The sequence below is a fragment of the Streptomyces sp. NPDC007875 genome (genome assembly GCF_042868035.1).
In the GTDB taxonomy this organism is placed as follows: domain Bacteria; phylum Actinomycetota; class Actinomycetes; order Streptomycetales; family Streptomycetaceae; genus Streptomyces; species Streptomyces antimycoticus.
The window spans coordinates 1-18,339 of the sequence record NZ_JBIADZ010000005.1 but is presented as its reverse complement, the minus strand read 5'-3'; the positions used below and the strand labels follow the sequence as shown (position 1 = coordinate 18,339).

11 protein-coding genes are annotated in these 18,339 nt (G+C 71.2%); 8 read left to right on the top strand and 3 right to left on the bottom strand.

Annotated elements, in window-relative coordinates; all coding sequences use genetic code 11:
• Window positions 1-182 precede the first annotated feature (182 nt).
• A complete protein-coding gene (locus ACFYOY_RS11840) occupies window positions 183-1,181 on the top strand; it encodes a cation diffusion facilitator family transporter (protein WP_351884688.1) in 999 nt (332 codons plus the stop codon).
• Window positions 1,182-1,324: 143 nt separating this feature from the next.
• Here the strand turns inward: ACFYOY_RS11840 and ACFYOY_RS11835 are convergent, their stop codons facing one another.
• A complete protein-coding gene (locus tag ACFYOY_RS11835; RefSeq protein WP_351884691.1) occupies window positions 1,325-1,453 on the bottom strand; it encodes a hypothetical protein in 129 nt (42 codons plus the stop codon).
• 167 nt (window positions 1,454-1,620) lie between these two features.
• Window positions 1,621-6,243 carry an HAD-IC family P-type ATPase gene (locus ACFYOY_RS11830; RefSeq protein ID WP_388586318.1) on the bottom strand — a complete coding sequence of 1,541 codons (4,623 nt, stop codon included), beginning with the start codon at window positions 6,241-6,243 and terminating at the stop codon, window positions 1,621-1,623.
• A gap of 108 nt (window positions 6,244-6,351) precedes the next feature.
• Here ACFYOY_RS11830 and ACFYOY_RS11825 point away from each other — a divergent pair, with 108 nt between their 5' ends.
• Window positions 6,352-6,666, top strand: coding sequence for a hypothetical protein (locus ACFYOY_RS11825; RefSeq protein WP_351884697.1), 315 nt, complete (start codon window positions 6,352-6,354; stop codon window positions 6,664-6,666).
• Between the two features lie 19 nt (window positions 6,667-6,685).
• Here ACFYOY_RS11825 and ACFYOY_RS11820 read toward each other — a convergent pair whose 3' ends face one another.
• On the bottom strand, window positions 6,686-8,131 hold the full coding sequence (locus tag ACFYOY_RS11820) for a lipase maturation factor family protein (protein WP_388586315.1): 1,446 nt from the start codon (window positions 8,129-8,131) through the stop codon (window positions 6,686-6,688).
• A 296-nt stretch (window positions 8,132-8,427) separates the two neighbouring features.
• Here ACFYOY_RS11820 and ACFYOY_RS11815 point away from each other — a divergent pair, with 296 nt between their 5' ends.
• The 6 genes from ACFYOY_RS11815 to ACFYOY_RS11790 form a co-directional block, all read left to right on the top strand.
• Complete coding sequence (locus ACFYOY_RS11815; RefSeq protein ID WP_351884703.1) at window positions 8,428-9,468, top strand: beta-ketoacyl-ACP synthase 3; 1,041 nt, start codon at window positions 8,428-8,430, stop codon at window positions 9,466-9,468.
• Between the two features lie 38 nt (window positions 9,469-9,506).
• Complete coding sequence (locus ACFYOY_RS11810; RefSeq protein ID WP_351884706.1) at window positions 9,507-11,225, top strand: 3-hydroxyacyl-CoA dehydrogenase NAD-binding domain-containing protein; 1,719 nt, start codon at window positions 9,507-9,509, stop codon at window positions 11,223-11,225.
• Window positions 11,226-11,874: 649 nt separating this feature from the next.
• Window positions 11,875-14,751 carry an AAA family ATPase gene (locus ACFYOY_RS11805; RefSeq protein ID WP_388586311.1) on the top strand — a complete coding sequence of 959 codons (2,877 nt, stop codon included), beginning with the start codon at window positions 11,875-11,877 and terminating at the stop codon, window positions 14,749-14,751.
• A 136-nt stretch (window positions 14,752-14,887) separates the two neighbouring features.
• Window positions 14,888-15,760: a glucose-1-phosphate thymidylyltransferase RfbA gene (rfbA, locus tag ACFYOY_RS11800; protein ID WP_351884759.1), complete on the top strand. Its 873-nt coding sequence runs from the start codon at window positions 14,888-14,890 to the stop codon at window positions 15,758-15,760.
• A 13-nt stretch (window positions 15,761-15,773) separates the two neighbouring features.
• Complete coding sequence (rfbB, locus tag ACFYOY_RS11795) at window positions 15,774-16,748, top strand: dTDP-glucose 4,6-dehydratase (protein WP_351884710.1); 975 nt, start codon at window positions 15,774-15,776, stop codon at window positions 16,746-16,748.
• Window positions 16,749-16,885: 137 nt separating this feature from the next.
• Window positions 16,886-18,339: type I polyketide synthase (locus ACFYOY_RS11790; protein ID WP_388586309.1), on the top strand; the 1,454-nt coding region annotated here is incomplete at its 3' end.

Genomic DNA, 18,339 nt, shown 5'->3' with positions numbered 1-18,339 from the left:
GCCCGGCGGTCGGTCCGCACACCCTTTTCGCACTCCGAAATGAAAAGCATTGCCGCATTCATAAAGCCCCTTCGCCGCCGGTGCGGAAGTTTGTTGATAACCGTGTCCATTGCAGTCTTTGGAGAATTCCCCTCGAGGCTGTTTCAATTGCGCTGTCCCGAAGACGATCCGAGGAGGAGCCGGTGGGAGCTCATGCGCACGGACCCGACGAGGGGCACGGCGGAGCTGGGCACGGCGGCCACGCCCACGGCGTGGCGGAGAACGCCGACCGCCGGTGGCTGTCCCTCGCCCTCGCGCTGATCAGCGGCTTCATGGCGGTCGAGGTCGTCGTCGGGATCATCGCCCGCTCCGTGGCGCTGCTGTCCGACGCGGCCCATATGCTCACCGACGCCGCCTCGATCGTTCTCGCGCTCATCGCGATCCGGCTCGCGGCGCGCCCCGCGCGTGGTGGATACACCTATGGGCTCAAGCGGTCGGAAATCCTTTCCGCCCAGGCCAATGGTCTTTCGCTGCTGCTGCTCGGCGCCTATCTCGGCTATGAGAGTGTGGGGCGGCTGATCGATCCGCCCGAGGTGACCGGCGGTCTGGTGCTGGTCACCGCGCTGGCCGGTGTGGCGGTGAATCTCGCGGCCGCCTGGTGCATGTCGAAGGCGAACCGCTCCTCGCTCAATGTCGAGGGTGCCTTCCAGCATGTGCTCAACGATCTCTACGCCTTCATCGCCACCGCGGTCGCCGGACTGGTGGTGGTGACGACGGGCTTCGCCCGCGCCGACGCGATCGCGGGTCTGCTGGTGGTCGTCCTCATGATCAAGGCGGGTGTGGAGCTGCTGCGGGCCTCCGGCCGGGTGCTGCTGGAGGCCGCCCCCGCCGGGGTCGAGCCCGATGAGGTGGGCGGCCGTCTCGTCGCCCATGGACAGGTGGCCGAGGTGCACGATCTGCATGTCTGGCAGATCACCTCGGGCGAGGTCTCGCTCTCGGCCCATGTCCTGGTCGCGGCGGGCGGGGACTGCCATGCGGTCCGGGAGGACCTGGAGGCGGTGCTGCGCGGCGAGTACGGGATCACCCACACCACGCTTCAGGTCGACCATCTGGACAGCCCCGCCGCGCGGGGGCGGGAGGAGGGGGAGCACTGTCCGACCGCCCACGGTCCGGTGCACCGGGCGGCGTCGTACGGCCACTGAGCGCGTCGCACTGAGCAGGGCCGCGCGGCGCCGCCGCCCTGCGGAAGGCCCGGGAGCGCCGCGGCGCCTCCGGGCGTCGATGACGATGGCGGGGCGCCGTCCCTGGGGGCGTCACCCCGAACGACCGGCGGGTGCCGGCCGTATCAGGCGGCGGCCGGAGCGGCGGCCGGCCGGAAGGTCGAGGTCAGAAGCGTCTTCACGAACTGGGCGGCAAACGCCTCCAGCGCGATCTGGGCCAGCTTGACCAGGACGGTCGTCAGAATGTGGGCCATGAGTACCTCACTGGACGGAACACGAACGGAAGCGAGGCATCCGCTTCCAATCCGTAGCCTGACCCGCGTCGGAAAGCGGGTGGCGCACACCGGGTGAGCGTCCGGTGAATGGACGGAAGGCTGAGGTTAAGAAGCGCTCGAGATGTCCCGTTTCCCGGGTGGCGTGTTCAGACCGCGAGCGGCGCCCGCCGGGGGAAGAACAGCCGTGGCGCGATGGCCGCCCCCAAAGTGGCGGCGGCCGAGCAGGTTCCGACCACCGACCAGGCCATCGGGCCCAGGGGGGTACAGCCGAAGAAGTGGCTGACCACCGGGGTCTCCACGATGGCGAACAGCGTGGCCGCCGAGGCGAAGCTGGTGACCAGCACCAGGGGGCTGTGCCAGTCGGTCATGAACGTCTGGCCGAGCTGGGTGCCGACCAGCGCCGCGAGCCCCATGGTGCTCGCCCGCCGCGCCCGGCCCGTCATCCGCCCGCACTGCCAGGCCGCGGCGGCGCCCAGCGCGGTGGCACTGCCGCGCACCGCGAGGGTACGGCCCAGATCGGAGCCGAACAGTGCGGACGCCGGGCCGCCGACCAGCGGGTCCTCACCGGACTTCTGCTCCCGGGACCGGGCGAGGGCGACCGCCAGGGCGGGCAGCATGTCGGTGAGCAGATTCACCAGGAGCAGCTGACGGGTGCCCAGCGGCGCCCGCCCGGCCACCGCCGCGCCCAGGACGGTGAAGGCGACCTCACCCGCGTTCCCGCCCACCAGGATCGCCACCGCGTCGCGCACACTGCGCCACAGCGCCCTGCCCTCCTGCAGCGCGTCGAGGATCCGGGTCGGGTCCGGGTCGGTGAGCACCATGTCGGCGGCGGCGCGGGCCGAGGCCGAACCGTGGGCGGACAGTCCGATGCCGATGTCCGCGAGGCGGATGGCGGCCGCGTCGTTCACCCCGTCCCCGGTCATGGCCACCACCTGTCCGGCCTGCCGCAGCGCCTGGACGATGCGGACCTTGTGCTCGGGGGAGACCCGGGCGAAGACGGTGGTACGGGCGATCCGCTCGACCCGCTCGCCTTCGGGCAGGGTGTCCAGCTCCGCCCCGGTGAGCACCGGCTCGGCGTCCGGGATGCCCAGCTCCCGGGCGATGGCGACCGCCGTGGTCGGATGGTCGCCGGTGACCATCGCGACGCGTACTCCGGCGTCCGTCAGCCGCTTGACGGTCTCGGCGGCACCCGGCCGTGTGGTGTCGGCGATGGCGATGAAGCCCAGCAGCGTGAGGTCCGTGGCGACCCCGGCCACTTCCGCCGACGGCGTGTCGGAGGCGGTGGGCCGGGTCTCGGCCACCGCCAGCACCCGCAGCCCGTCGGAGGCCAGCGAGTACAGCAGGCGCTCGGTGGCGTGCCGCCGCTCGGCGGTCAGCGGCACGGTGTCACCCGCCGCCCCCGGACTCAGGGCGTACGCACACCGGGCGAGCACGATCTCCGGTGCCCCCTTGACCGCCAGATGCGGGCGCCCGGACTCCATGCCCAGCGACGCCGAGAATCCCCGGCTGGCCTCGAAGGGCAGTTCGGACACCGGAGACCAGGCGCCGTCCCCGTCGCAGTGCGCGGCCGCCGCGTCGATGACCGCCTGGTCGGTGGCGTGGGCCAGCGCCCGCCCGCCCTCGCGCTCGGGGCAGGCCCGGGCCGCCGTACGCAGCAGCCGCATGCCCAGCTCGCTGCCGGTCGGCAGCTCGTGGTCGTACCCGGCGACCCGGGCCACGGCCAGCCGGCCCTCGGTCAGGGTGCCGGTCTTGTCGAAGCAGACGACGTCGACCCGGCCCAGGGCCTCCAGTACCCGCGGCGAGCGCGTCAGCACCCCGCGGTGCGAGAGCCGTCGCGCCGCGGCGGACTGCGCGACCGTGGCCACCAGCGGAAGCCCCTCGGGTACGGCGGCCACCGCGATGGCCACGCCGGTGGACAGCGCCTCGCGCACCGGCACCCCGCGCATCAGCCCCAGCAGGGTGACGGCGGCGCCGCCGAGGCCGGTGGCGGGCAGCGTGACCTTGGTGAGCGCGGCCAGCCGGCCCTCGATCCCGATGGGCGCGGTGGGGCGTCCGGCCAGTTCGGCGGCGCGCCCGGCCTCGGTCTGCGCTCCGGCGGCCACGACCACGGCGTATCCGGTTCCGGCGAGCACCGTGCAGCCCTCGTAGACCATGCAGGACCGGTCCGCGAGGTCGGTGCCCGGAGTGGCGGCCGGGTCCTTGGCGACCGGGCCGGACTCGCCGGTGAGCCCGGCCTCGTCCAGCTCCAGCCGGTCGCTCACCAGCAGCCGGGCGTCGGCCGGTACGACGTCCGAGGGCCGCAGCGCGATGATGTCCCCGACCCGCAGTTCCTCGGCGGCCACCGTGCGTACCGGGGCAGTGGTCAGCCCCGCGAAGAACACCTCGCGGTCCGCCGCCACCCCGTCGGCCAGGGACATCGCGGGAGCCCAGTCGACCAGCCGGCCGTTCATCCGCTCGCTCAGCAGCAGGCCGCGCAGCGAGCGTTCGGCGCGCAGCCGCTGTGCGCCGCTGATGACCGCGTTGCCCGCCATCACGCTGACGACGAGGAAGGAGTCCACACCGGATCCCACCGCCGCCGAGGCCGCGGCGCCCAGCGCCAGCACCGGGGTGAGCGGATCGTGCAGCTCCTCGCGCACCGCGTTCACCAGCGAGGCGGCGTTCCGGTGCAGCGCCGCGAAGCGGGCGGAGGCAGCCCCCATGGCACCGGGCGCCCCGGCCCGTACGACCGTCCCGGCGGCCTTGCGCACCGGGCGCACCCCGGCGGACCACAGGGCCCGCGGCGCGCCCGGCTCCCCGGGACCCGCACCGCGTGACGCGGCCGAGCCGTCGGGCAGCTCCGTCCCGTTCTCCCGGAACGCACACAGCACGCTCAGGGTCTCCCGCGCTCCCAGGGCGTGCCAGTTGCCGCGGACACGGGGCGGGGGCGGGGGGCGGCGCTCCACCCGGCGCGCCGCTCCGATCCCGCTGAGCACGGCCAGGAACGCCGCGCTGTACACCGGAGAGGTGGCGAGCCCGGCCACCGCGGGCCGGGTTCCCGCCGCGGCGATGAGCGCGCCGAGCGCGGAACCGCCCATCGACAGCCGCGCCGAGCGCCGGCTGACCGAGCGCGCGTCCTCCAGCGCCCGCAGCACACGCCACGCATGAACGAGCCCGGGGCCGCAGATCAGATCGGCCGACCAGCACACCCGGCTCTCGCCGCGCGTCGTGACGGCGACGCCGAGATCGGCCGCGCCGAGCGCCTCGTCATCCTCACCGCTGATCAGCAACACGCCGTGGCCCTCGATCTGCAGCCGGCGCACCGTGTCGGGGAGCGAGGTGCCGAGGGGGAGCAGTTCGTCGGCCCATGGAGCGATCTCGTCCGTGCTGGCGTGTCCGGTGAGCACCAGACGCCGGGCGCCAAAGCGGGCCGCCGCCACCACGGCGTCGGCCAGCGGGTCGAGTTCGCAGCCGATCCGGATCCGGGCCTGCCGCCGGCCGTCCTCGCCGTGCAGGTCCGCGGTCAGGGCCAAGGGGCTCGCCGGGACCGCCGCAGGGATGTCGTGGGGCCGCTCCAGTCGCCAGGGGCCGCGCGCCCAGGGCCCCTCGTCGGACAGCTCCCGCAGCGTGCGGCGGTCCAGGACGGACTGCGCGGCGCTCCACGCCTCGGCCTCGCCCAGGTCGCCGACGGTGGTGACCGACATCAGCCGCGGACGGCCGGCGCACAGCACCCGTGAGTCGATCAGCACCGCCGACACGCGGTCCAGCAGCCGCAGCGCGGTGCCGTCCATGGGCACCACACCATCGCGCGCCAGCACATCGCCCAGCCGGGCGGCGAATGCCTCCCGCCCCATGGTGGCCGCCTTCGGCACGGTGGCCAGCAGCGCCTTGGCGGCACGCTCGGGGTCGCGGGTCCACGCCAGCAGCCCGCCCGCACCGGAGAGCGAGGCCAGGCAGGTGCGGTCGACACAGGTCTCCACCGGCCCGTGAGGCAGCGCTGTGGGCCGGGGGGTGGGCGGGTGCGAGCGCTCCGGGAGCCCGTCGCCGTCCGTCACCAACTCCGGCTCCCGGCTCTGCCATACGACCTGCCGGCCGCGGATCTCGGCGAGTTGCAGCATGCGCTGCAGCGCGTCCAGGGCGAGCGGGGCCTCGCCCCTGGTCAGGGCGTGCACCACGGCGTTCGACATGCCGATAAGGGTGTCGGCCGGGGCGCGGCCGAGCCGGGACTCCAGCAGACCGCGCACCCGCGGCTGGATCTCCGCCATCACCGTGGGGATGCGCAGTGCGGGGGAGAGCGCGGGCACCATCGACACCCGCCGGATCGTGGCTGCCACCAGGCCCAGGCAATCGGCGGCGAGCGCGGTCGCGGCCAGCGTCGCCGGCGCGGAGGCGAACGGCGGCTGCGGACGGCCCGCCGGAAAGGAGTCCGCGTCCGTGCCTTGAGCCGCTTCGACGCGCTCGACCACCTTCAGCACGTCCTCGGGGCCGAGCTGGTCCTCGTCGAAATCGACCAGCACCTGGCCCAGCGCCGCGTTCACCCCGGCCCAGTTGACGCCCGCCACCCGCCGCAGCGCGTGCTGCACCGCGCGGGCCAGCCGCTCATGCCCCTCCCCGTGGCCGGTGAGCCCGTGGACCTCCACATGGGCCCGGCCGGCCCGAGCCCACACCCTCCGGCTGGTGCGCCGGTCGCCGGTGTCGCGCAGGGCGTCGGCGATGTCCGCGAGGCGCAGCCGCAGACCGTTCATCCCACGGGACGGGGCGGAGACGAGGCCCGTGAACATAGTGATGGGCAACAACGGCTGCTCTCCCCTCGGTCCTGACATGCCGGGATCGCAAATTCGTCCTATACTTACCTAATTACGCCACAAAGTAATCAAAATGACGTCCGGTAGGAGGAAGGCGTGAGCGCAGCGACGACAGCCAAGCCGACCGATACCCGGAAGACGGGCGCGTCCCCGGGGAAGGACCGCACCGTCACCTTCACCGTCCCCCGCGCCGCCATGGCCACGGCGAGCGTGGCCACGATGCCGATCAGGGCCGCACGGCGGATCCTGCCCGCCAAGGGCGGGCTGCCGCTCTACCTCGGCCTCGGCGCGATGGGCCTCGCCGGAGTGCTGGAATGGCCGATCGCGGTGGGCGTCGGCGTCGGCTACGCCGTGCTGCGCAACCCCCCGCCGGGCGCCGAGACTCCGAACGCGAAGGGCGCCGCCGCCTGAGCGTCGGCCCGGCCTGGTGTCACGTCCGTGACGAGCCCTGGTCCTCCAGCCGGACCGGCGGCAGAAACTCGCTCAGCAGGGTCCGATGCCACCAGGCCCCGGTGGCCCGCCGTTCCGCCGGGGTGGTGAAGCGGTAGAGATACAGCCGCGCGCGCAGATGAGTGGGCGGCGCCTCCGGGAAGGGGGTGGCGCGCAGGAGCTTCACCGTCGCCCGGTCGTTGACCAGCAGCTTGCCGATCAGCGGGGTGAACCAGGACCCGGCGTAGGCGGGTGAGAGCCCCGCGAACCACATCATCCAGTCCAGCCGCAGATGGTACGGGGCGTACTGGCGCGGCATCCGTCGCACATCACCCGGCTTGCCCCGGAACTCGTAGTCCTTCCAGACCGTATCCGGGGTGAGGACCGCGTCGCCGGTGCCCTGGATCACCACCTCCTGCCGGCTGCGGCTGATGCTGCCGAAGGCCCCGTAGGTGTTGACCAGGTGCAGCGGGTTGAACGAATAGTTCATCAGCTGACGGCCCGACAGCAGGTTGCGGGCCGGCCAGTAGCTGAGCACCAGCACCAGCGCGGTCGCTGCCAGCACCACCACCTCGTACCAGACCGGGGGAGCGGCGAGGGCCGTCGGCCGGGGCAGCCCCAGCACCTCGGCGGCGCGGCGCCCGTCGACGGCCGGGAGCGCCAGCAGGATCGTCAGCCAGTTGAGCCAGGCAAAGTTTCCGGAGGCCACCAGCCACAGTTGGGTGACCACGATGACCCCCGCCGCCACGCTCGCGACCGGCTGCGGGGTGAACAGCAGCACCGGCACGATCAGCTGCGCCACATGGTTGGCCGCCGCCTCCGCCCGGTGCAGCGGCCTCGGCAGATGGTGGAAGAACCAGCTCAGCGGCCCCGGCATCGGCTGGGTCTCATGGTGGTAGTAGAGGCACGTCAAGTCCCGCCAGCAGCGGTCCCCACGGATCTTGATCAGCCCGGCGCCGAACTCCACCCGGAACAGCAACCAGCGCAGCAGCCACAGGATGAGCACGGGCGGCGCGGTGTGCTCGTTGCCCAGGAAGACGGCGAGGAACCCCGACTCCAGCAGCAGGGACTCCCAGCCGAAGCCGTACCACACCTGTCCCACGTTGACGATCGACAGATACAGCAGCCACAGCACCAGCCACGCCATCATCGCGACCGCCAGGGGCGCCCGGTCCGCGGCCCCCACCAGCAGCGCGGCCGACAGCGCGGCCCCCAGCCAGGCGCAGCAGACGAGGAACCGGTCGGAGTAGTGCAGATGGAACAGGCTGGGCGAGCGCCGGAACGGCACCCGTTCGAGGAACTGCGGCACCGGGGTGAGCCCCCGCTCGCCGAGCAGCGCCCGGCCCTGCAGAGCCGCCGTCAGAAAGGCGATCAGATAGACGGCGGCCAGCCCGCGTTGGAAGACCAGTCGGCTCAGCCAGTAGTCGGATGAGGTGAACCACTCCATGCGGGCCGCTCCCTGAGCCGGTCTGCCTTCGGCCTGCATGTATCGGTACCACCTTGGGCGGGTGCCCGCCATGCGCCGGCTCATACGGCGGACCGGGTTCATCCGGTAGGGGGCCTAGGGGGGGTGATGGGTTAGGGGTTATCCGTGCCGTGCCCGGTCCGTAGCGTCAATGCCCGGCATGGATCCGGAGGGAACCACTCAATGCTTCTTCTCGAGCACCGCCGAACCCCGCGAACAGCGATGGCAGCGATGGCACCGGCGAAGGCGGCGGTGGCCGCGCGGGCCGGGAGACCCGGATGACCGACCATCCGGTCCGGACTCCGGGCACCCGGCCCGTCGGGATCCTCGGCACCGGCTCATATCTGCCGGCCGAGGCCGTGTCCAATGAGCTGGTGGCCGAGCGCGCGGGGGTGACCGCGGAGTGGATCTCGGCCAAGACCGGGATCCGGCGCCGCCGTTACGCCGCCGACCACGAGGCCACCTCCGACCTGGCCGTGGAGGCGGCCCGCGCCGCCCTCGCGGACGCCGGGATCCGCGCCGGTCAGCTCGGCTGGATCGTGGTGGCCACCTCGACCCCCGATCACCCCCAGCCCGCCACCGCCTGTCTGGTGCAGCACCGGATCGGCGCCACGGGCGCGGCCGCCTTCGACATCAACGCGGTCTGCAGCGGCTTCGTGTTCGCCCTGGTGACGGCGGCCGGGCTGCTGTCGGCCGGCTCCGGCGCCCCCGCCCCGTACGCCCTGGTGATCGGCGCCGATGTCTACTCCCGCATCATCGACCGCACCGACCGGCGCACCGCGGTGCTCTTCGGCGACGGGGCGGGGGCGGTGGTGCTGGGGCCCGTGCGCCCCGGCTACGGCCTCACCGGATCGCTGCTCACCAGTGACGGCGCACTCCACGAGCTGATCGAGGTGCCGGCGGGCGGCAGCCGCGCGCCGGCATCGGAGAAGACCCTCGCCGACGGGGGCCACTTCTTCCGGATGCGGGGCCGCGCGGTCAGCGAGTACGTCCTCGCCGAGTTGCCGCGTGCCATACGGGCCCTGCTGGCCGCGCAGCGCACGGACGCCGCGAGCGTGGACCACTTCATTCCCCATCAGGCCAATGGCGTGCTGCTGGCCAAGGCGCTCCCGGATCTCGGGCTGCCGCGGGCGCGCACGCATCTGACGGTGGCCGAGCACGGCAACACCAGCGCCGCCTCCATCCCGCTGGCGCTCGACGACGCCCGGCGGCAGGGCGTGTTCACCGACGGGGAGTTGCTGCTGCTGGCCGGTTTCGGCGGCGGGATGTCGCTCGGCGCGGCACTCATCAGGTGGCAGGACGGACACGGCGGTTCGTGACCAACCCAAGGTCCCAGCCAGTGAAAGGACTCATCGGCATGGCACAGCGCTTTCCCACCGTCGCGGTGTTCGGGCTCGGCACCACCGGCTGCCACCTCGTGGACGCCCTGGTCCGCGGCGGTCGGCGGGTGATCGCCGTGGAGCGGGACGAGGCGGCCCTGCGGCGCGGCCGGGGGCGGGTGACGGCGGCGGACTCCGCCGTCGAGTTCACCACCGACCCGGCGGCCGCCGCACGGGCCGACCTGGTGGTCGAGGCGGTCCCCGAACGGCTGGAGACCAAGCGCCGGCTGCTCGCCCGCGCCCACGCCGACTGTCCGCCGGAGACGGTGTTCGCCACCACGACCACCGGACTCCCGGTGACCGAGATCGCCTTCGGCTCCGGCCGGACCGACCGCACGGTGGGGCTGCACCTCTTCCCGCTGGGCCCCGACCGCGAGGACCGGGCGGTGGAGGTGGTGGGCACCCCGCTCACCGGCGACGCGGTCCTGGCGGACGTCCGGGAACTGGTCCGCGACCTGGGCCGGATCCCGGTGCCGGTGGCCGACCGGCCGGGCTTCATCGGGGGCGCGCTCACCATGGCGTACCTCAACAACGCCGTGGCCATGTACGAGCGGCGCTACGCCTCGCGCGACAGCATCGACACCGCCATGACCCTGGGCTGCGGACTGCCGATGGGGCCGCTGGCCCAGCTCGACGCCATGGGCCTGGACACCGCGCGGGACTCCCTGGAGGCGCTGTACGAGCGCACCGGCGATCCGCGGTACGCGCCCGCGCCCACCCTGGCCCATATGGTCACCGCCGGCCTGGTGGGGGTGAAGGCGGGTCGCGGCTTCTACGAGTACGAGGCGGGCGGCGCCGCCCGGGGCGGGGAGGCGGACGGCCTCGGCGAGCCCGTACCGGCCCGCGCGGTGCGGCGGATCGGGGTGGTGGGCTCGGGCACGATGGCCGTCGGCATCGCGGAGGTGTGCGCGCGTTCCGGCTATCCGACGGTGCTGGTGGCCCGGACCGAGCTGCGCGCGAAGGAGGCCACGGCCGCCGTGGAGCGCTCGCTGGAGCGGGGGGTGCGGCGGGGCAAGCTGGCGCCCGGGCTGCTCACCGAGTCGATGGCCCGGCTGACCGCGGGACGTGAACTTCAGGCGCTCGGCACCTGTGACCTGGTGGTCGAGGCCGTGGCGGAGGACATCGAGGTCAAGCGGGCCGTCTTCGCCGATCTGGACCGGGTGTGCGCACCGGGGGCGGTGCTGGCCACCTCCACCTCGAGCCTGCCCGTCATCGAGTGCGCGATGGCGACGCGGCGGCCCGAGGACGTCATCGGGATGCACTTCTTCAACCCGGCGCCGGTGATGCGGCTGGTCGAGGTGGTGCACACCGTGCTCACCTCCAAGGAGGCGCTGGGCACGGCGCACGCGGTGGCCGCGGCGCTCGGCAAGCGTGCGGTGGACTGCCCGGACCGGGCCGGTTTCATTGTCAACGCCCTGCTCTTTCCCTATCTGAACAGCGCGGTGGCGATGGTTCAGGAGGGCTGGGCCACCGCCGAGTACATCGACACGGTGATGGCGGCCGGGCAGGGCTATCCGATGGGTCCGCTGCGCCTGCTGGATGTGATCGGCCTCGATGTCTCCCTCGCCATCCAGCGCACCCTGCACGGCACCTTCCGGGATCCGGCCCTGGCCCCGGCCCGCCATCTGGAGCGGCTGGTCGAGGCGGGTCACCTGGGCCGCAAGGGCGGCAGGGGGCTGCACCTCCACGAGCGCTAGCGGCGGGCCACGGGGGATGCCGGGGTCGGGGACACGCCGTCCCCGACCCCGGCATCCGTATGCCCCGGAGCGATGACAATGGGTATGCACGTGCCATTGGAATAGTCCAAGGGCTGGATGTGCGGGCTGGATGTGTGGCCGCGGAATTCATTGTGACAGGGATTGGCACGCCACGTCTCTGTCCGCTTTATGGCATGAGAATTCCCGGCGAATCACTTGCGGTTACCAGCGGCAACAGACATAAGAATCGCATTAGCGATCAAAACGGGCAAATAAATGTTCGAAGGGGATCCCAGGGTGCCTCAATCGATGACCACTTGGTGTCGAAGTCAAGGATGTCATGGGTTATCCCGGGTCCGGCTAGGGGGTCTCGTGTATGCTGGCCCTCCGAACAAATGCCCACGTGAACGGGGGTGGCGCAGGGTTGTCAGGGTGTTGGTGCACTTCGGCTTCGCGGTGTTGCCCCACGTAGGGGCCGGCTCGATCGCATCGATTTTGTCGATCGTCGGGCAGTCCGCTCAGAATTGGTAATTCGTTAACGATGATTTTACGTGCGGCGATGGTGGCGTGGCAGGTGGGCGTATAGCTTGCTGGAAGTCGTTCGGGCTGCCGTGAGCAGTGCTTCGCGTCGCATTCGGGGGTGCGAGCAATGGTATTTTCATCGGCTAGAGCCAGACAATTCGACGCACAATTCGACAGACTTCGTCGGGCGTTTTCCCGATGCCTGTCAGGGGAAGCGGGTATCGTGCTCGTCGAGGGCGCGGTCGGATGCGGCAAGACCCATACGCTCGAAGCCGTCACGGCCCATGCGGCGAAGGCCGGAGCCCTCGTCCTCAAGGCATACGGAACGTCTGCCGACCGGGCTCCGCTCGGCACACTGCGCCAGCTTCTGGACTCGCCCCGGCTGCCCAAGGCGACCGCCGACCATCTGCGCAAGGCGCTCGACCAGGGCGCCCTCGACGCCTCACAGCTCCGTGAAACCCCTGGTGGCGACCCCGCCGGCGTGACCCCGCCGCATATTCAGGCAGCCCGGGAGTTCCGTGCCGCGCTGTATGAACTCGCCTCACGCGAACCGGTGGTGATCTGCGTCGACGAACTCCAACTCGTCGACGCGGAGTCACTCCAGTACCTGCTGTACCTGGCGACCCGTTCACGCTCCGCCAAACTACTCATGGTGTTCGCACAGGCGACGGACAGCGATCAGAAAGACGCCGTCTTCAATACCGAACTTTTGCGCCAGCCCAATTTCCAGCGGCTGCGGCTGGAGAGGCTGTCCTGGGAGGAGACCGCGCATCTGCTGACCACCCGTCTGGGACTCCCGGATTCGGCCGATGTGGCCTACACCTGGTACGAGGTGAGCGGCGGTAATCCGTTGTTGCTACGCGCGGTGATAGACGATTACCGCACCGCCGGGGCGCCCCCACGGCACGGTCGCGCCGTGGAACCCGTGGTGGGCGACATGTTCGTCCAGGCCGTGCTCACCTGTGTCTACCGCAGCGGGCACACCGTCTCCCGGCTCGCCGAGGGCATCGCGGTGCTCGGCGCCTCCGCCTCCCCCGAACTCCTCGGCCGGCTGCTGCGCATCGGCTCCGCCGGAACCCGGCGCGGAGTCGCCGCGCTGGACGCGGCGGGCCTCGTCGACGGTCTCGCCTTCCGCCACCCGTATGTCGAGGCCGCGGTGCTGGAGGACATGGACCCCGAGGTCCGGCTGGACATGAACCGCCGCGCCGCCGTCCTGCTGCACCAGGGCGGCGGGGCCACCCTTGCCGTGGCCCGTCATCTGCTCGCCGCCCAGGGCGCCGACGAGCCCTGGGCGGTGCCGCTGCTGCGCGACGCCGCGCAGCAGGCGCTCGCCGAGGACGACGCCAAACTGGCGGTTGCCTGCCTGGAGTTGGCGTACGCGGACTGCCAGGACGAGGAGCTGCGGGCCGGCATCAGGATCGGCACCGCCGGGATCATGTGGCGGCTCAACCCCTCGGCGTCCGAGCGGATGCTGGAGGAGCCACTGGCCGCGCTGTGCGCCGACCGGCTCCCCGCCTCCCATATCGGGCGGCTGATCGAGCTGTTGCTCGCCCACGGCCGGATCGAGGAGGCGCGCGGCGCCATCGGCCGGCTCCACGCCGTCATGAGCAACGCGGAACCCACTTCGATGGCCCAGTTCCGGATGACCGCCCGCTGGGCCCAGGAGTCCGGTGCGCAGGACCGGGGCGCCGGGGCCGCGGCACGCCAGGGCGAGGACGGCGGCGCCTCCCGTACGCCGCTCAGATCCCGCAGACCCTCCTCGCTGTCGACGATCACCGCGGCGTTCAGCGGCTTCTTCGGCCGCGGGGGGAGCGAGGAGTCGCCGGTCGCCGCGGCGGAGAAGGTGCTCGAGGTCTCCCCGCTCACCGACGCCACCTTCGAACCCATCGTCAACTCGGTGAACGCGCTGGTGTACGCGGGCCGCCCGGACAAGGCGGCGCCGTGGTGCGATTCGCTGATGGAGGAGGCCGAGCGACGCCGGGCACCGGGCTGGCGGGCCATCTTCGCCTCGATCCGGGCCGAGATCGCCCTGCGGCAGGGCAACCTCGTGGAGTCGGCGGCCTATGCCACCACCGCCTTGGCCATCGTGCCCGGCAGCGACGGAAGTGTCTTCATCGGCGGCCCCCTGGCCAGCCAGATCCTCGCGTATACGGCGATGGGCAAGTACGACGCGGCGGCGCGGCAGCTGAGCCGCCCGGTCCCCGAGGCGCTGTTCAAGAGCATCTACGGACTCGGCTACACCCGCGCCCGCGGCCGCTACTACCTGGCCACCAACCGCATCAACGCGGCGCTCGGCGAATTCCTGATGGCCGGCCGGCTCGCCCAGCTGTGGGAGCTCGACCAGCCGGCGCTGCTGCCCTGGCGCTCCGACGCCGCCGAGGCGTGGCTGGAGCTCGGCGACCGGGAGAAGGCCGCGAACCTGGTCTCCGAGCAGCTGGCCAGGAACGGCGCCGGGGACTCCCGGGTCCGCGGCGTCTCCCTGCGGTTACTGGCCGCCGCGGGAGACATCGAGAACCGGTCCCGGCTGCTCGGTCAGGCCGCGGAGGAGCTGCAGTGCTCCGGCGACCGGCTGGAGCTGGCCCGGGCGCTGGACGATCTGGGCCGTACGCTGCGCGGCTCCGGGGAGCTCGGACGGGCCGACGCCATCACCGGCCGGGCCTGGCGGATGGCCAAGGAGTGCGGCGCCGAGGAGCTGTGTGACCGGATCCGCCTCGACTCCGGTCTGGAGGCCCGCGATCCACGGCCGGTGGTGCGGCCGGTGTCCGGACCGCTCGGCCCGAAACCGGCGGTGCCGCCGTCCCTGGGGACGAAGCTCAGCGAATCCGAGGCCCGGGTCGCCGCCCTGGCGGTGGACGGTTATACGAACCGGGAAATAGCCGCCAGCCTGTTCATCACCATCAGCACAGTTGAACAGCATTTGACGCGGGTGTACCGCAAGCTGAATATCAGGAGTCGCCAGCAGCTGCCGACCGCGCTGCGGGCCCAGGTGGATGAAATCGCCTGAGCGCTGACGGGGGCGAGGTCCCGCGGAAGGGGTGGCGGCACGATGCCACCCCTGTTCCATGGCCACCCCTGATTACCCCCCTATCGCCGCGGCAGACCTGGAGCGCGGGCCGACGGCATTGATAGCTTCTGGCCGCATGAAGGGCATAGTCCTCGCCGGAGGAAGCGGTACCCGACTGCATCCTTTGACACACGCGGTGTCGAAGCAGATCCTTCCCGTCTACAACAAACCGATGATCTATTACCCGCTGTCGGTGCTCATGCTCGGCGGCGTCAGGGAAATCCAGATCATTTCCACCCCGCTCCATGTGGGGCTGTTTCGCGAACTCCTCGGCGACGGCCGCCGGCTGGGCCTTTCGATCGAGTACGCCGAACAGCCCGAGGCCAATGGCATCGCCGAGGCATTCATCATCGGAGCCGAGTTCATCGGCGACGACCAGGTGGCGCTGGTCCTCGGCGACAACATCTTCCACGGGCCCGGGTTTTCGAAGATGCTGCACAACGAGGCAAGCCATGTCGACGGCTGTGTGCTTTTCGGCTACGGAGTCAAGGACCCCGAGCGCTATGGTGTCGGCGAAATGGACGAGCAGGGCCGGCTGATCTCCCTCGAGGAGAAGCCGGCCACCCCCAAATCCAATCTGGCGATCACCGGCCTGTATCTCTACGACAACGACGTCGTGGACATCGCCAAGAACGTACAGCCCTCCGCGCGCGGCGAACTGGAGATCACGGACGTCAATCGCGTCTATCTGGAGCGGGGAAAGGCCAGGCTGGTCGGGCTCGGCCGCGGATTCGCCTGGCTGGACACCGGAACCCATGACTCGCTGCTGCAGGCGGGCCAGTATGTGCAGCTTCTGGAACAGCGCCAGGGGGTGCGGATCGCCTGTCTCGAGGAGATAGCCTTCCGCATGGGTTTCATCGACGCGGCCACCTGCTATGAGCTCGGTGCGGAACTCGGCAAGACGGACTACGGAAAATATCTGATGGACATCGCGGCCAATCATCGCTGAAGGGTTGTCTCCAGTGCGCATAGTTGTGACCGGTGGCGCGGGCTTCATCGGCTCCCACTTCGTCCGGCAGACGTTGACAGGGGCGTACGCCGCCTGGGCGGACGCCCAAGTCGTGGTGCTCGACAAGCTCACCTACGCGGGCAACGAGGCCAACCTGGCCGAGGTCGCCGACAGCCCCCGGCTGCGCTTCGTCCACGGTGACATCTGCGACGGCGAGCTCGTCGGCGAGCTGCTGCGCGGCACCGATCTGGTGGTCCACTTCGCCGCGGAATCGCATGTCGACCGCTCGATATCCGGCGCCGAGGAATTCGTGCGCACCAATGTCCTGGGCACGCACACACTCCTCAACGCGGCCGCGAACGCGGAGGTCGGAAAATTTGTCCACGTCTCCACGGACGAGGTCTATGGCTCCATTGAAAGCGGCTCCTGGAACGAGGAGGAACCGCTGGAGCCCAACTCCCCGTATTCCGCGTCCAAGGCATCCTCCGATCTGCTGGCCAGGGCCTTCCACCGCACCCATGGACTGCCCGTCTGCGTGACTCGCTGCTCCAACAACTACGGCCCGTACCAGCACCCCGAGAAGCTCATTCCGCTCTTTGTCACCAACCTCATGGACGGCAAACCGGTGCCGCTCTACGGCGACGGCGGAAACATCCGGGACTGGCTGCATGTGGACGACCACTGCCGCGGTATCGCCTTGGTCGCCGAGAACGGCCGCCCGGGAGAGGTCTACAACATCGGCGGCGGCACCGAACTGACCAATCTGGACCTCACGGAACGACTGCTCGAACTCCTCGGTGCCGAGCGGTCGATGGTCGATAGGGTGCCCGACCGCAAGGGCCATGACCGCCGTTACTCGGTGGACATCGCGAAAATCTCCGCCGAACTCGGATACCGTCCCGAGACGTCGTTCGAGAACGGCCTCGCGGAAACCGCCAAGTGGTACATGACACACCGCGGTTGGTGGGAACCTCTCAAGAAGAGGTGACCACCCCTATGCCCACGGTTAGGGGTGCCGATGGTTAGGGGTGGTTGAGGCGACTCCCGAGCCCATACCGTCGACTTCCGGATCATGGTCAGTCCAGTCGCGTCGTATCTCAACTGAGAGAAGAGTCTGAGGTCGTGATGTCGGAGAACTCCCTGGTGCGGCACGGGCACATCGCGGTCATCGGTATGGCATGTCGCGTACCGGGCGCATCGACACCGGATGAGTTCTGGCAGTTGCTGCGCAATGGAGAGAGCGCCATCACGGAGATTCCGGCGGACCGGTATGCCGATGATCTCCGGGACGTCGGCATTCGATTCGGCGGGTTCGTCGAAACGGCAGCCGAGTTCGATCCGGAGTTCTTCGGGATTTCACCCCGCGAGGCCCTGGCGATGGACCCCCAGCAGCGGCTCGCGCTGGAACTGTGCTGGGAGGCCCTGGAAAACGCCGGACTCGTCCCCGCACACCTCGAAGGCAGCCGCACCGGCGTCTTCATCGGCGCGATCGCCGACGACTACGCGACACTGGTCCACCGCCGTGAACAGGCCGCCATCACCCAGCACACCCTCACCGGCCTGAACCGCGGCATCATCGCCAACCGGGTCTCCTACGCCCTGGGACTGCGCGGCCCCAGCGTGGCCGTGGACACCGGGCAGTCCTCGTCCCTGGCCGCCGTCCACCTGGCCTGCGAGAGCCTGCGGCGCGGCGAGACCGAGACCGCCGTCGCGGGCGGCGTCCAGCTCAACCTCGCCCCCGACAGCTTCATCGCCGCCTCCCGGTTCGGCGCGCTCTCCCCGGACGGCCGATCCTTCACCTTCGACGCCCGCGCCAACGGCTATGTGCGCGGTGAGGGCGGCGGCCTCGTCGTGCTCAAGCGGCTCGCGGACGCCCGACGCGACGGTGACCCCGTGCTGGGTGTGATCCGCGGCTCCGAGGCCAACAACGACGGCGGCGGCAGCAGCCTCACCGCCCCCGCGGCCCACGGACAGGAGGCCATGCTGCGCGCCGCCTACGAGCGCGCCGGGGTCGACCCCTCCCGGGTCCAGTACGTCGAACTGCACGGCACCGGCACCAAGGTCGGCGACCCGGTCGAGGCCGAGGCACTCGGCGCGGTCCTGGGCGCCGGCAGGGCCAACGGCGCGCCCCTGCGCGTCGGCTCCGCCAAGACGAACGTCGGCCACCTCGAGGGCGCCGCCGGAATCACCGGCCTCATCAAGACGCTGCTCTCGCTCACCCACCGCGAACTGTTCCCGAGCCTCAACTACGAGACACCGAACCCCGCCATCCCCCTGGACACCCTGGGCCTCACGGTCCAGACCGCCCTCGCTTCCTGGGCCCCGGAGGCGGACACCCCACGGCTCGCGGGTGTCAGCTCGTTCGGCATGGGCGGCACCAATGTGCACATGGTGCTGGAGCAGGCACCCGCCGAAGACCCGGCCGCGGAACGGCCGATGGACCTCGACGTGGTGCCCTGGGTGCTCTCGGCCCGTGGCGAGGCCGCGTTGCGGGCTCAGGCACGGCGGCTGCGGTCGTACGTGGCGGCGCGGCCGGAGCTCGATCCGGTGGATGTGGGCTGCTCGCTGGCGCTGAGCCG